Annotated in this window: 11 protein-coding genes; 2 read left to right on the top strand and 9 right to left on the bottom strand. The window is 32.3% G+C overall.

Annotation, left to right across the window (positions count from 1 at the left end; all coding sequences use genetic code 11):
• From NMK29_RS05050 to NMK29_RS05025, 6 genes are read right to left on the bottom strand one after another with little or no spacing between them, the layout of a single operon-like run.
• Nucleotides 1–171, bottom strand: coding sequence for a DUF5908 family protein (locus NMK29_RS05050; RefSeq protein WP_199915033.1), 171 nt, complete (start codon nt 169–171; stop codon nt 1–3).
• 2 nt (nt 172–173) lie between these two features.
• Complete coding sequence (locus NMK29_RS05045) at nt 174–617, bottom strand: phage tail protein (protein ID WP_108802509.1); 444 nt, start codon at nt 615–617, stop codon at nt 174–176.
• Entirely contained in the window at nt 617–1,063 is a 447-nt protein-coding gene (locus NMK29_RS05040; RefSeq protein WP_108802508.1) for a phage tail protein, read from the bottom strand. Before NMK29_RS05040 ends, NMK29_RS05045 begins: the two co-directional genes overlap by 1 nt.
• Nucleotides 1,064–1,119: 56 nt before the next feature.
• The gene (locus NMK29_RS05035; protein ID WP_108802507.1) at nt 1,120–3,264 is read right to left on the bottom strand and encodes a phage tail sheath C-terminal domain-containing protein; all 2,145 of its coding nucleotides are present in this window, start codon (nt 3,262–3,264) and stop codon (nt 1,120–1,122) included.
• A 15-nt stretch (nt 3,265–3,279) separates the two neighbouring features.
• On the bottom strand, nt 3,280–4,290 hold the full coding sequence (locus tag NMK29_RS05030) for a hypothetical protein (RefSeq protein ID WP_108802506.1): 1,011 nt from the start codon (nt 4,288–4,290) through the stop codon (nt 3,280–3,282).
• Complete coding sequence (locus NMK29_RS05025; protein WP_108802505.1) at nt 4,291–4,881, bottom strand: DUF4255 domain-containing protein; 591 nt, start codon at nt 4,879–4,881, stop codon at nt 4,291–4,293.
• A gap of 441 nt (nt 4,882–5,322) precedes the next feature.
• On the opposite strand from NMK29_RS05025, the gene NMK29_RS05020 reads away from it, so the two are divergent.
• Together NMK29_RS05020 and NMK29_RS05015 are read left to right on the top strand one after the other, a co-directional pair.
• Complete coding sequence (locus tag NMK29_RS05020; RefSeq protein ID WP_108802504.1) at nt 5,323–5,895, top strand: toxin-antitoxin system YwqK family antitoxin; 573 nt, start codon at nt 5,323–5,325, stop codon at nt 5,893–5,895.
• 25 nt (nt 5,896–5,920) lie between these two features.
• Nucleotides 5,921–6,271 (top strand): hypothetical protein, encoded by a 351-nt coding sequence (locus NMK29_RS05015; RefSeq protein ID WP_159092141.1) that lies wholly within the window; start codon nt 5,921–5,923, stop codon nt 6,269–6,271.
• 61 nt (nt 6,272–6,332) lie between these two features.
• Here NMK29_RS05015 and NMK29_RS05010 read toward each other — a convergent pair whose 3' ends face one another.
• From NMK29_RS05010 to NMK29_RS05000, 3 genes are all read right to left on the bottom strand, one after another.
• Complete coding sequence (locus tag NMK29_RS05010; protein WP_108802502.1) at nt 6,333–9,209, bottom strand: pitrilysin family protein; 2,877 nt, start codon at nt 9,207–9,209, stop codon at nt 6,333–6,335.
• A 327-nt stretch (nt 9,210–9,536) separates the two neighbouring features.
• Nucleotides 9,537–13,307: a T9SS type A sorting domain-containing protein gene (locus NMK29_RS05005; protein ID WP_108802501.1), complete on the bottom strand. Its 3,771-nt coding sequence runs from the start codon at nt 13,305–13,307 to the stop codon at nt 9,537–9,539.
• Between the two features lie 139 nt (nt 13,308–13,446).
• Nucleotides 13,447–14,985, bottom strand: a complete 1,539-nt coding sequence (locus tag NMK29_RS05000; RefSeq protein WP_108802500.1) for a YifB family Mg chelatase-like AAA ATPase — start codon at nt 14,983–14,985, stop codon at nt 13,447–13,449.
• Nucleotides 14,986–15,248 lie beyond the last annotated feature (263 nt).

Here is a 15,248-nt window from a genome sequence, read left to right as displayed (position 1 = left end):
TTACCTTTCCGTTTGTTTAGCAATGATTTCCATAATTTGTTCTACACACTCTGCGATAATGATATCTTTATTAGCTCCTCCTGCTTTTTTACCTGCTGTACTATCGGATTCTTTTTTATTATTATCTACATTAATTTTAATGTGTAATTCTTTTATTTCTATGGTTCCCATTTTTAGGTTATGGTATTATAATAGTTATACACGAGTTCAATGGTTTCAATAACCACCTTACTCTCTTCTGCATTAAAATCTGCAATTGACCATTTTATCGGATAGGCATGAACGATATTCCAAGATAGAAGTGGCTCATGCTTTTCGTTTAATAATTTGACAATTAGATTAATGGGTTCGAAATCAAAATTCTCAACGGCTTTCTTACACCAGTCTACAACCTTAGAATCTACAAGTAATCCTCGCTTAAGAACCAGGTTTGGATATTTAGTTCTTACCGGAATTTTATGTTTGAATCTATTTTCTCCACCCTCAGTAATTTCTTCAGTTTCGATATCAACTGTTAATCCTGATACGGACTGGAACTGATGATCTTTTTCACTGGTTGATAATTCTGTGAATTCTACACTGAAGTGGAACCCTACGGGTGGATAATAGGTAGCCATTATGAAGCTAGTTTAAGACTGTTGATTACAAATTCTGCCGATTCTATTGCGATCTCGTTACCGTCCGCTTTAAGATCTGTAGATTGGATTTTTAACAACCAAGCATCCGATGCCTCCCAGGTAACAATAGGTTCGTGTTTTTCATCCAGTAAACTGATAGTAAGATCACTCCTATATTGTTCTTCTCCTTCCTGAAAAAATACATTTTTCTTCCACATATCGTAGAACTGACCTTTTGTAGAAGCAAAAGTTCCTCTCTTAATGGAAATGTTAGCAAACTTGGTCATTCCTGGTTGTTTCTTCTTAAAATAATCATTGTCTGCTCCACCTCTGTATTCTATAACTTCGGTTTCAAAATCTAATCCTGATACTTCTGTACAATTTAATTCGGTATCACCGCCAATTGTTACTTTAAAATGAAACTTTGGTAATGGATATTCTGCCATGATTTCTATATGTTTTATTGTTTATTTTTATTGTTATTTTCTATTTAATATCCAGATTATGCCTCTTGCATTTTATGGGAGAATTTTAGAATGATAAATTCTGCTGGACGTACTACTGCCATACCTATTTCGATAATCATATTTCCATCAAGGATATCATTTGCAGTCATAGTTTCTCCAAGCCCAACGTTTACGTAAAAAGCTTTATCAGGTGTTGGTCCTGCCAATGCTCCTGCTCTCCATTGTAGTGTTAAGAAGTTATTGATCATCGCTTTTACTCGAACCCAGGTATTCATATCATTTGGTTCGAAAACAAATTGTTCTGTAGCCTTTTTGATAGATTCTTCTGCCATATTAAAGAACCTTCTTACTGGCACATACCTCCATTCTTTATCGTTTCCTGCCAATGTTCTTGCTCCCCAAACCAAAGTTCCTTTTCCGGTAAAGGTTCTGATCGCATTGATCGATTTACCTGCTGTAGTATCTACATTTAAACCATCTTGTTGTACGTTGGTTACTTTTACTGTAGGTTTGATCACATAATTAAGACTTACATTAGCAGGTGCTTTCCATACTCCTCGATCAGAATCTACACGTGCATAAACTCCTGCCATTGCACTACTAGGTGGTAATTCCATAGGAAGGTTACCAATCGCTGTTAAAATTGTATTGTATGTTGCGTTATCTAATTGCTCAATCGATGATAATGTTCTCCCGTGTAGTTTACCATTATTAGTATCTTGACTAATATCTTCTAGTATTCCATCATCAGGAGTATTATCAATAATAGCATCTCTTAATGTTTCCCAATTGGTAACTATAGCATCAAATAATGTAGTATCTGTATCCGCTGGTGCTGATACATCTGCCACGGTAATTAGTTTTTCTATTTCATCTAAAACATTTGATGTATTACTATCAATTAGATTTTGGATTTTAGTTTCGTTCGCTTCATCTATATTCTTTTTAAGATTATCATTTAATTTCTTTAAAGCTTTATAAACTGGTTCTATGGTATCATCATTTACAAAAAGGTTGTCAAAATTTGCCAATGCCGATTCAATAGCGGTTATATCAGCATTTAATGCAGGAACCTCATCTGATAAGGCAGATATCGCTGCATTTGCTTCTATATCTGTATCCGACTTAAGCTGAATCAAACTCTCTAAATGAGATAGTAACGTTTTTAAGTTATTGTATAAGGTTAGTGGCCTTGGAGCAGAATAATCTTTATCTGCATCGTCAGCAGCACCTAAATTAAACCCATCAGTAGCATCATAAAGAAATTCAAGAGCTGTAACTAAACTACCTTCGAAAGTAGTACCAAAACTTCCTGTTTCATTTACAATTTCTTCTACCGAAGCAGCAATATCAATATTTGCCAAATTTTCTGTAATGACTACCTGAGCCTGCGGATCATTTTCATTAAAATGTTTGATAGTTATTTTATCCTCATCAATCTTATAATCCAAAATAGTTTCTAAAAATGGATAGTAAGCCGCTCCATATTTTATTTGATCCTTATCCGAACTAATTTCATCTCTTAAATCATCAATGTTAGTATCTGTAGGACTTGTCCCATCATAGTTTAAAGGATCTATAATAGTAAACCTATCTTGTAAATCTTTACACTGAGTTAATGCATCGTTATACAAACCATAAAAAGCAGTCTTGTTTATTGATGAAACACGAGTTAAATCAGGAAAGAGAATTAATGTAGGCTCATCAACCTTTCTTAATTCGTCTAAGCCGGCTTTTAAAGATTGTTCATTATTGATCCCCATTACTTGAGAATCATCTGTATCTAAATACTTATCTTCTCCATATCTCCCAACAGAAACTATGTAACATGGTCCTCCTCCATTAGCAAAATACATTTGCATAGAATAATACATCAAAAAAGGTTGTTTGCTAGTCGGTTGATCCACCACTATAGAACTTTCTATCACTCCATTTACTACCTCATCAGTGATCGTAACATTGATAGTTGTTTCTGGTTTTGCAAAACCAAAAAACGTTTCATAGTCCAGCATAGAGGTGATTCGAGTTGGAATGTCTTTTAAATCTCCTTTGATTTTATTAGTAGCTTTCTCTGTATATCCAATAAAAGCTGGTATTGCCGTTTCTACTTGGGCTACCGAAGGAGGAAATTTTACAATCTCCTCGATATAGACCCCTGGTGTTTTGTACGTAGTTGCCATAATTTTAATTGTTTTTTAAATAAAAATTTCAGAATATGTTGTTGTTATATTTGTGTTTACGTCTGTTGTTTGTTTTACGATATTAGCCGTAGGGTTTGGAAAAATGTATTTATCTATATCCACCGGCAATGGCCCAGTGAAATCAGTATCCGGATCAATTTCTATGAAACCATTTCTGGTTAAGGGTTTTACCGAAGAAGTTTCCAACTCGTTCTCATCAGATTTTTTGATATACTTCCAGATAGTCTTTCTATTTTCGAAATGCAGCTTGTATGTTGGAGTAGGATCTAATAAAAAACTTTTGATATCATTAGGGTCTGTGTTATCAATCTCAATGATATCCATATTATTATCACCTATCATTTGTAACTCAATAATTCCTAATAACCCTTTACCTCGATCTTTTTGAACGGATTGATCTATTATCTGTTTTCCTTCATCTGTTAAAACATCATCATTCTCAAGTTCTGCAATCAGATCTAATCGCTTCTTTATTTCTGCTCTGATATTATCCTGTTCAAGGTCGAACCATAATTGTCGGGTACTTTCTTCTGTCAATAAAAATTCATCAGTAATAAGATCATTTGATGAACCTAGAGGAATATATGAATAGGGATCCGCCTCTGTGATTGGTTTACTATTAGAAAAGTAGTAAAGTCTATTATCTGCTTTTGAAAGCTCAGTATAATTATCAAATAAGTAATCTTTGACATATACTAAAAAAGTAAGCTTCAGATCATTTTCTAAAAATCTAAGTGATTTAAACCTATCGTTTTCTTCAATAACACTGCTCAACACCCTGAAACCATCCAGACCTTTTCTCAAGACTAACTTATGATTTCCTAAAATCGCCTGAGTAGCGTAGGTAGGAATCACATTGATGTAATCCAAAAAATTATATTTTTTAAGTTGAATTCTTTTTTCATCATCATTCATGGATATATAAGGTGATAATCCGTCATCCAGAAAATAAGAGTGATGTATCTCTATATTAAATAATGTTTTATATAGTGTTCTAAATGCCATTTACTTATGATTTAAGCTTCCGTTTATTTCGGTAATTAAACTTCCTTCTGATTGGGTAACATCTCTTTCGATTTCTAAAACACTTACTTTATATATTACTGAAGGATATTGTTTTCCTCCCAGTGTTCCCCATATAAAATTCATCTCTTCGAAGGATGGACTAAAGAGTTCTACTGTAAACCTGAAATCTTTAATTTTATCCATTCCATCTACTTCTCTATCAAAAATGGTATTGCTTTGAGTAAAAATTCTTTTTGATTGAAAAAACTCGATAATTTTTGACAAACTTTTTAGAGACTCTGTATAATCACTTCTATTAGTAGAGAACATTATATATAGATTCAGGTGAACTTTATTGTTTTTATACACAACCTTAGTTCCTTCTATTTGGTGATTCAGTATATTTTTTAATGTAGCTTCCTCTTCAGTATGTAATAATGATAGTACTACATTATTACTAGTATTTTGATTATCATTAGTTTCTGATTCTATAAAAGCTATGTTATCTAATGAGACTGGTTTTTCTTCGATCTCTATATTGAAAAAATTATTGACTTCTTCTGTAATAATTTGTAGTACTTCGAATATCATATTCTTATAATTATAGAATTAACTGTTTTTATAAATCAGTTTCTTTTTTATCAAAAATTGAATTCAAAAAGATGATTTACATCTTCAAAAATCTAAGAAATAGGGCGTTCTAATTAAAAATGGGGTAGTGTATCCTTAACCATTAAAAGGGGAATATCTGTTCGATTAAGATGTTATAAAATTATGCTTTAGATCGATTAATCAACATAGCTAAAACACGGAATCTGCAAAGGAAAATAACTATTCTATATAGGGGTAAATGTCCCTAAAAATTACTGTTCTATAATACTATTTATTACTATTATATCATAAACAAAATAACGCACAAAACAAGAGTTCTATTCCCTGAAAACCGTGAATGCATTTTCACTTAAAGAGGTGTAAAAAAAGATCCTATTATTATAAATCTTTGTATTGATCAAAACGAAAAGCACTTTTATTATGAAAAGCACACTTCTTAAAACAATATTCTCTATCAGTTTAATATTTCTTCCTAAACTCAAAGCACAGCAGTCATTATCTTTAGTAAGTGAAAACTCTACTAATAGTATATCAAATACTACAATAGAACAAAAAAACAATAGTAAAACCTTTTATTATAGTAATGGTTCTATAAAAGAAATTAGGGAAACAAGTAATAACAAATTACATGGAGCATGGAAGTTATTTTATGTTAATGGCCAATTAAAAAAAGAAGGGGAATTTAATAATGATAAAACTCATGGTCAATGGAAAATCTATGACCAAAAAGGAAAATTAATATTTGTCGAAAGCTACGATAACGGTGATGAAAATGGAATCTGGAAAGCGTTTTATTCTAATGGAAAAACAAAAATTGAGGGAGTTTTTATCAAAGGTAAGAGACAAGGTACTTGGAAAACATATAATGAATTAGGAGAATTAAAAAAAATAATAACATTCGAAGATGATATAGAAAAGCGAGAATTAATTTTAGATGATAAATCAAAAGATTTAAACTTCTTTTCTGTAAATCAATCCATCGGAAATTATTAAAATTTCTTTTAAACCGTACAATGTCATGTTCGCAATTATCTTACTTATAACATTTACTCTTATTCTGGTAATGTACTATCAATTTTATTGGGCAAAAATTGAGCAACATTATGAATGTATAAATTATGAAAACTACTCTTTAATAAAGGAATCACCTTTTTCTGAAGAATGTAGTACCTATGAAATATTAAGAAAAGAAAATGAAATCTGGTTCAAAAGGGATGGATATTCTCTATTTTATATTTCTTTAAAATCAAGGGACTCAAGAAATGTTGAATTAATTGGATTAGATGGCTATGGTATAAGAAATATGGAGTTTAAAAAATACATTTGTCGATTAGTGCAAAAAATAAAAATCAAACACAATAGCCAATAAAAAAATAAAGGAGAACGTGAAAGTTCTCCTTTATCTTAACTATTGTATACTGATATAATAATTACATCTTTACATCAGATAATTTAACTTCATTAGCATCTTTATCTAACATTACAACTTCGTCAAAACCAGCATTTTTAAATTGTTCAAACTGAGTTGCAGCATCTCCAATAACTAAATAAGCCATTTTAGACTCATCCAGATATTTGTTAGCTAGTGCTTTATGCTGTTCTAGAGTCATTCCTTCAATAATTGACTCTTCTTTAGCTATATAATCAGCCGGAAGGTCATATCTTCCCATTTCTTGCAATATTCCTAATAACGCAAATTGAGTTTCGAATTTACGTGCATTTGATTTAATTAAAGCATTTTTAGTAAATGTTAAATCTTCTTCAGAAATACCGTTTTTATATTTTTCGATCTCATCTTTAAATATTTTTACAGATTCAAAAGTGGTATTGGTACGTACACTTGAAGAAGCTGTAAATGTTCCTGGGATTTTACTTCCACTAAACCCTGATCTAGCGCCATAGGTGTATCCTTTTTCTTCTCTAAGAATTAGGTTTACGTTCCCGGAAAATGATCCTCCTAATTTATAATTCATTACTGTAGCTGGAAAATAATCTTCATCCGTACGAGCCATAGACAAATACCCAATATTAATAACCGATTGTTTTGCATTAGGAATATCTACAAAGTATAAAGATGCTTTATCTCTATTATTTACAATTTCGTACTCAGGAATAGTAACTTCTTTGCTTGCCCATTTACTCTCTAAATTTTTAAGAGAAGCTATAGCCATATCCTTATTTAAATCACCAACTATTTGAAATTTACTAACGGATGGAGAAAAATTATTTGCATAAAATTGCTTTAGGTCATCTATAGTTATAGATTCTACTGACGCTACTGTTCCACTAGTAGGATATGCAAACATGTGTTTATCTCCATACAATACCTTATTATATACATTTCTCGCAACTACATTAGGATTAGCAGCAGATCTTTTTATCCCATTAATAGTTTTGGTCTTAATTCTTGCGAATTCTTCCTCATCCCATCTAGGTTGTAATAAAATTTCTTCTACAAGGTTTATCGTTTTATCTAGATTACGCGCCAATGTATTCCCACTAATAATTATAGCCTCTCTTGTAGTATACATATTAATTGAAGCTCCTAACAATTCTATTTCTTCTTCTAACTGCTCTGGAGTTTTAGTTGCTGTTCCTTCCATCATTATATCGGTCATAAGATTTGCAACTCCAACCTTATCAAAAGAATCTAATAAATGACCTCCAGAAATTACTAAACTAAAATTGACCAATGGGAGTTCATTTTGTTCCATTCCGTATACTTTCATTCCATTAGCTAATGTTGTATTCCAAGAAGATGGAATATTAAGCTTAGGAGATTCTCCTTCTTTAGGAGCTACAGATCTATCGAAAGCAGATGGCGTCTTTTCTATTTCTTCTTTTGTTTCTGCTACTGCTTTTTCTACATTCTCTTTGATTTCTTCTTCTACAACAGCAGCTTTTTCAGAATCATTGGCTGCTAAATCAACTTTCCCTTTAGGAACAAAGCTAGTAATAACATAAGGTTTTCCTTTAATGTACTTATTATATACTCTCAATACATCTTCTTTGGTAACCGCTTTGATATTTTCTATATCTTGGGTAATAAATCCAGGATCTTCTGCAAATACATTATACTGTGCTAACTGAAAAGATTTTCCTAAAACACTACTTATTCCATTATAAAATTGAGTCTCTAGACCGGCTTTTATTCTTTCAATATCCGTATCTGTGATTCCTTCTTCTTCAAATTTCTTAAATGCTTCAAAAACTCCAGCTTCGATATCTGCTAAGCTTTTTCCTTCATTAGCGGTAACATTAACTCTAAATTTACCGGCTATTTCCATAGAACGGTTCCAAGCATTTGTATCCGATGTCAATTCCTTTTCTTTAACTAACACCTTATACAATGGGGCTTTTTTTCCTTCGGACAACAATTCTCCTAAAAAATCTAAGGCATATGCATCATCCGTATATTGTTCTACAGTTGGCCATACCATATTAAGTTGAGCAGTTGTAGCAAAATTATCTTCATGCATAAACCTCTTTGTCTCGGATAAAGTTACATTCTGAACTTTTAGCTTTTCTACTGGTTGTCTTTTTTTGATTTCACCAAAATACTTTTCAATCATTGCCTTAGCATCTGCTGTTTCAAAATCACCTGCTAATACCAGTGTAGCATTATTTGGTCCATAATACTTATCATAAAACTCCTTTACATCTTCTACCGTTGCATTCTGAAGATCTACTAACTCCCCTATCACTTGCCAATTATAAGGATGTCCTTCTGGGAAAATATTTTTATCAATTACCCAACTTGTATGACCATAAGGATTATTATCAACTCGCTGTCTCTTTTCGTTTTGGACAACTTCTTGTTGATTATTAAATGCGCTTTCGGTAACTGTATTAATTAAGAATCCCATTCTATCTGATTCTAACCACATTACTGTTTCCATTGCATTTTTAGGAACCACTTCGTAATATATAGTTCCATCTTGCCAAGTACCTCCATTAAGAGTTCCTCCTACATCCTGAATCTTTTTGAAAAACTGATCCTGAGGTACGTTTTCTGATTCTTGGAATAACATATGCTCGAATAAATGAGCAAACCCTGTTCTTCCTGTTTTTTCGCGATTAGATCCTACACCATACTGTATTGCTACAGAAACAATCGGATCAGATTTATCTTGATGTAAAACAACCTGAAGGCCATTTTCTAATTCATACTTTTCAAAATCGATTGATAATTTACCAACTTCCTCTTTTTCTGGTAGTGTTTCTGTTGTTTCTTTTTTACAAGAAATTACGGAAACAAATAAAAAGGATAATGCTACAAGAAGCGCCCTAGATATTCGAGTTTTCATGTTTTATTTTTTTGATTAAGGTTTAAAAATAGTTTAACGAATTGAGTATTTACATTGATGTATTATTAAAAAAAAGTTAAAAAGACTCTTTTTTATTCAAAAAAGTTCATATAAGTATCAAAATTTTAAGATTTATTTAATTTCATTATCAAATAGTATTACAATGATGATACCTCATTATTTTTTATACATATAAGATTAGTCTCTTTTCTTTCTTATATTAAATTTCAATAATAAGGCTTTATACATTCGTTATAACACCAAACATATAAAGCCTTATTAATTTACATTAATAAATTTTAATTAAGTTATTATTGGTTTTTCGAACTATTCTTTAACCATCTTCTTAACTAACCTTCTTTGATCGTTTTCGATTATTATGAAATAAGCTCCAGGTGATATGGATGAAGTATTTAATTCAATCTGCTTAGATGTTATTTTCTGTATATCAAGTGGACTGTTTAATCTTCTTCCTCTTATATCAAAAATTGTAATCCTTGGATCAATAAAATCTACAGCATTATCAATATACAACTTATTTTGTGTAGGATTTGGATGAATTCTTATTGTATCAAAAGTAAAATCTTCAACATTAAGTGTAGCGGGCTCAACATCCAATGTAAAATTAATTACTTGTTGTGTTACTCCACAATTTGCTCCAAAAGTAACTTCTACTGTCCAATCTCCATCTTCATCACCATTAAGTACTATATTATCAAAACTAATACTATCCGTATTATACGCTTGACCTCCTGGAGCTGTCCAAACTACAGAAGCATTAAAAGGAGAAGCTGGTATTGTCAATACTATATTTAAATCTTCTAAAATTTCAATAGTTTCTCCATCGCTAAATGATATAGACGTTCCTCCGTCAATACTATACTCAGTATCTCCATCTGATAAATCTGGAGTATCAGTTGCTATATTAACATTTATAGGTGTCCTTATGGATTCACATCTTCCTCCCTTTGAAGTAAAGTTCCATTCGTAAAAAAAGTAATAAAAATCTAATGCATTGAACGAGTTTCCTACGATCGAAATAATATTAGAAGGAGATGTATATGGATAATTTACTCCATTTCCTGCTGGAGTCCTTCTAAGCAATACTAAATCACTAGAAACAGATATCACATTATTCTCTCCTTTAGGCACATTAAGATTTACCGTTACTAGTGATTCCCCTTCTGGAATATCAACTGTGGCTGATGCTATCAAATCACCAGAGCTATTTGCCACTTGGATAGTTCTTTCTCCTGCTTGCATAGCAGATACTGTAAAAGATTCTATGATTACATCGTCCGAAGTGTTAAAAATGATTCCTGGAGAATTCGTATAATCGGTAGCTGTATTTATTCCAGGAGACATAGTTTGTTCAGTAACAATTTTACCAGAAACCCCAGATACATAATACATAGTAGGTGCTGCAATCGGTGGAGTTGTAAATGAACTACCTGTAGCAATTTCAGTTCCTCCTGAAGCGGAAGTATACCATTTAAAATCTGAACTTCCTGATGCTGTAAGCACAGCTGTATCGTCTGCACAAACATTCACATCTGATGCTATCGGTTCTAATGCTTCTTCAATATCCAATGTAAATGAATAATCTATAGTCCCACAGGTATTTACTGAGTTAATTGTTACAATATATTCTCCCGCTTCATTTAAGGATAAATCATTAAATGTAATAGTAGAAGCTGTACTTGTATAGCCATTTGGACCTACCCAACTAAAAGTAGGATTATCACCTGTTAACACTTCTAAATTCAGTGCAATTGATTGTCCTGTACATAATCCCTGAGTTGATCCTTGTTCAAAAACTCCATTATCTACAGAAAGTTCTTGCTCCGCAGTAATTGTCAAGCAGCTAGGAAGTGATGATCTCCATATCCCTCTTCCATAAGTTGCGGCTGTAATAGAATTATCGGCAATATTTATTTCTAAATCATTAACTATGGTCGTAGGAAGGTTATTCATAAAAGGAGTCCAAGAACCATTAGTAACACTTCTAAACACTCCAATACTAGTAGCTAGATAAATAGCGTCTTGAGATTCTCCCGCCTGATGTACTATATCATTTATGAAAAAATATCTATCGGTTACAGGTAAATTTGAGGAAATATTATCAAAATTGACACCTCCATCTATCGATTTTTGTACTCCAGAAGCTGTAGTAATCCATACAATATTAGGATTTGAATTATGAATTGCAATTCCTCTGATATTACTTCCAAAAGTAAATACATCTGTAACTGTTGTTCCAGAATCTTCAGTTTTTTTAAGTATACTTCCAACAGCTATATACATAATTGTATTATCGGAAGGTGCAATTTCCATTTGATCCGCAGAACTTCCTAAACTTGCTAGTTGCACCCATCCGTCCTCTGTAGCATTTAGCCTGTATAGGTTATCATAACCCGCAAATAACTCTCCATTATTATTCATAGCTAAAGGGGTTACCCAATTTCCATTAGATTCTGAAGGCTGATTTACACTTCCCGAACTACTACTTCCTGCATTAGAAGACATATATAAACCACCTCCGTTTTGGATAAAACCATAATACTTATCATCATTGGTTGGATCTATAGCAGTATCCATGCCATCCGCTCCATAATAATTTAGCCAATTACCATTTCCATTATTGTATGCATGTCCTCCATTATCTTGAAGCCCTCCAATCATTTTATTCGGATCATTCTGAGAAATAGCTACTTTATAAAATTGACTTGCTTGAATACCTCCTGTATGATCTGTAAAGTTATTCCCTCCATTTATTGAAGAATAGATCCCTCCATCAGAGCAAACAAATACGGTTCCTCCAAAAGACCTAATCATATGAATATCCGCATGAGTATAAGATGGATCACCTGGACGAAACCATTCATTCAGCTTAGAAAAGGAAGAACCACCGTCATTCGATTTCCAAACATTTAAACAACCTACAAATATTTCATCTGCATTTGTTTGAGAAACACCTAAGGCTAAATCATAAAATGCTTGTTGACTTTCTATAACATCGGTAGTAGTGTTTTTTTCTAAGAAAGAATCCCCACTATTTTCAGAACGATATACTCCTTGAAAAGACTCATCAGCATTAACACTTAATATGTAAACATATTCATCATTAGCAGGTGTGATCTCTATAACCATTCTACCGCTACCTGTTGGAGTTCCATTAGTAATAATATTAAAAGAATCTCCTCCATTAGTAGATTTATAAAACTCACTAGGTGTAACTGCATATAAAACATCTGGATTACCTGGTTTTAGCTTAATATCTTTTATATTTCCTGGTAATGTAACATTCCAAGTTACACCTGCATCTATTGATTTAAAAACCCCAGTATTAGTGGCTACCCATAATACATTAGAATTAGTTGGGTGAATATAAATTTCATTCATTGATAATGGTGTATTATCTGGTGCTAATCCAGTAGCATTCCATGTTTGTCCGCCATCTGTAGATTTAAAAACTCCTGCACTTAAAGTATCATTTCCATCATCGTCTCCTGTAGAAATATAAATAATATCTGAATTAGAATAGTCTATAGCAATTCCTGAAACCCCTATTTGGGGTAAATTATCTGTTAGAGGAACCCAAGCATTTCCAGCATTAACAGATTTCCATAAACCTCCGGCGGGAGTTCCTACATACCAAATATTTTCGTTATTAGGATCCACAGTTATTGCATTAATTCGAGCTTGACCAGAAGACCAAGAACCCGTATTTGTATGCGTAAAAGGTCCTATAGCTTCCCAGTTACTTAAATCAGTAGATACTAGTTTGTTTTCTATTTCTTTTTTGTGTTCCCAAGCAATCCATTTATCTTCAGATGTTGGTAAATATCCTTCTCCATCTACTATATCTTCCCATATATATTCCCATCTTTTAAATGGTTTATATCCACTACCCTTCTTACTAGGGTCTCTTGTTTCCCAATATTCATTAAAAGCTTGTTGAATTTCTTGAAAAGTTGGTCTTAATTCCTTGTTGGTCTTACTTTGTTGGAAATCCCTCATCCAAGGAGCTTCTTGATTGTATTGAGCGTTGATTATTCCGAAAAAAAGCAGAGCGAAAAAGAGATAAAAATTTTTCATAATTTGTGCAAAAGATTAATAAATGTTTTAAAATATATAGAATTATTTAATTCAAAAAAAAAGTCTTGTCTAGTTACAACAGTTTTAGCAAAAATTACCCTACTTATAATGTAAAAAACTTCTGCCTATTCAATAAAATTTAACCCAACCATCCATCACGATCTAAACTTCGATACTGTATTGCTTCAGAAATATGATCTCCATTAATTGATTGAGAACCTTCTAAATCTGCGATAGTTCTAGAAACCTTTAAAATTCTATCATACGCTCTAGCCGAAAGGTTTAATCTTTCCATAGCGGTTTTTAATAATTCTTTTGAAGCATCATCTAATTGACAATAAACTCTTAATTGTCTCACACCCATCTGGGCGTTATAATGAATATTTTTTAAATCTAGAAACCTTTTTGTTTGTATATCCCTAGCTTTAATAACACGTTGTCTTATCATAACACTACTCTCACCTCTTCTTTCTTCACTTAGTTTATCAAAAGGAACCGGAGTAACTTCGATATGAATATCAATTCGATCCAATAAAGGTCCAGATATTTTACTAAGGTACCTTTGCATTTCTGCAGGAGAAGAAGTTACTGGCGCATCGGGATCATTAAAATACCCACCAGGGCTTGGATTCATACTTGCTACCAACATAAAACTCGATGGGTAAGTTACGGTAAACTTAGCTCTAGAAATTGTTACTTCTCTATCCTCTAATGGTTGACGCATAACTTCTAAGACTTCTCGTTTAAATTCAGGAAGTTCATCCAAAAACAAGACGCCATTATGTGACAAAGAAATCTCACCAGGTTGTGGATAACTACCTCCACCAACTAAAGCAACATTAGATATTGTGTGATGAGGGCTGCGAAAAGGACGTTGCGCCATTAATCCAACATTATCTTTTATTCTTCCAACAACACTATGAATTTTCGTGGTTTCTAATGCTTCTTGAAGAGACATTGGAGGTAATATGCTTGGTAACCTCTTACTCAACATTGTTTTTCCACTACCTGGAGGTCCAACTAAAATAATATTATGACCACCTGCAGCAGCAATCTCCATGCATCTTTTTATACTTTCTTGCCCTTTTACATCCGCAAAATCAAACTCTGGATTATCTAGTTCTTTATAAAATTCTTCTCTAGTATCCACAACGGTTTGATTCAAAGTTCCTTTTCCATCGAAAAAATCTATAACTTCTTTAATATTTGTTACACCATAAACTTCCAGATTATCCACTATTGCAGCTTCTTTTGCATTTTGAGTAGGTAAAATAAATCCTTTAAACCCTTCTTCTCTAGCTTTAATGGCAATGGGCAAAGCTCCCTTTATGGGTTGAAGGCTTCCGTCTAATGATAATTCTCCCATTATTAAATAATCAGAAATTTGTTCTCCCTTAATTTGAGAACTAGCCGCCAATATTCCTAAAGCCAATGTTAGGTCATATGCTGATCCCTCTTTTCTAAGATCTGCGGGAGCCATATTAATGGTAATCTTCTTACCAGGAAGTTTATAATTATTATTCTGTAGTGCAGCTGCTATTCGAAAACTACTTTCTTTAATAGCATTGTCAGGCAATCCTACTAAATGATATCCAATCCCTTTATCTATATTAACTTCTACAGTTATTGTCGTAGCCTCAACGCCGAAAACAGCACTTCCAAAGACCTTAATAAGCATATTCTTTTTTTAAATTATAACTAGAATATCTCCTTATGTGATACCATCGTTATAAGTATATGTCATTTACGATCTATATGTTACTGGCAAATCATTATTTTTTTCAAAAAAATTTAAAAACCTGTTATTAAATTGCATTACAGATTAGATCTGTATTAAATATTATCGTACTACAAATACTTTGCTTAAAGCTTAAGAAAAGAAAATATATAATTAGTAGTCGAAAGGAATTTAACTACTGAAAATATAGAGATTTACAACCA

It is taken from the genome of Aquimarina sp. Aq107 (assembly GCF_943733665.1).
Lineage (GTDB): Bacteria > Bacteroidota > Bacteroidia > Flavobacteriales > Flavobacteriaceae > Aquimarina.
This window is presented reverse-complemented; position numbering and strand designations above follow the sequence as displayed.

Excerpts from the sequence above, each read along its gene's own strand:
- NMK29_RS05025 (WP_108802505.1), bottom strand. The coding sequence starts at position 4,881 with ATGATATTCGAAGTACTACAAATTATTACAGAAGAAGTCAATAATTTT.
- NMK29_RS05020 (WP_108802504.1), top strand. The coding sequence starts at position 5,323 with ATGAAAAGCACACTTCTTAAAACAATATTCTCTATCAGTTTAATATTT.
- NMK29_RS05005 (WP_108802501.1), bottom strand. The coding sequence starts at position 13,307 with ATGAAAAATTTTTATCTCTTTTTCGCTCTGCTTTTTTTCGGAATAATC.
- NMK29_RS05015 (WP_159092141.1), top strand. The coding sequence starts at position 5,921 with ATGTTCGCAATTATCTTACTTATAACATTTACTCTTATTCTGGTAATG.
- NMK29_RS05045 (WP_108802509.1), bottom strand. The coding sequence starts at position 617 with ATGGCTACCTATTATCCACCCGTAGGGTTCCACTTCAGTGTAGAATTC.
- NMK29_RS05000 (WP_108802500.1), bottom strand. The coding sequence starts at position 14,985 with ATGCTTATTAAGGTCTTTGGAAGTGCTGTTTTCGGCGTTGAGGCTACG.
- NMK29_RS05010 (WP_108802502.1), bottom strand. The coding sequence starts at position 9,209 with ATGAAAACTCGAATATCTAGGGCGCTTCTTGTAGCATTATCCTTTTTA.
- NMK29_RS05050 (WP_199915033.1), bottom strand. The coding sequence starts at position 171 with ATGGGAACCATAGAAATAAAAGAATTACACATTAAAATTAATGTAGAT.
- NMK29_RS05040 (WP_108802508.1), bottom strand. The coding sequence starts at position 1,063 with ATGGCAGAATATCCATTACCAAAGTTTCATTTTAAAGTAACAATTGGC.
- NMK29_RS05030 (WP_108802506.1), bottom strand. The coding sequence starts at position 4,290 with ATGGCATTTAGAACACTATATAAAACATTATTTAATATAGAGATACAT.
- NMK29_RS05035 (WP_108802507.1), bottom strand. The coding sequence starts at position 3,264 with ATGGCAACTACGTACAAAACACCAGGGGTCTATATCGAGGAGATTGTA.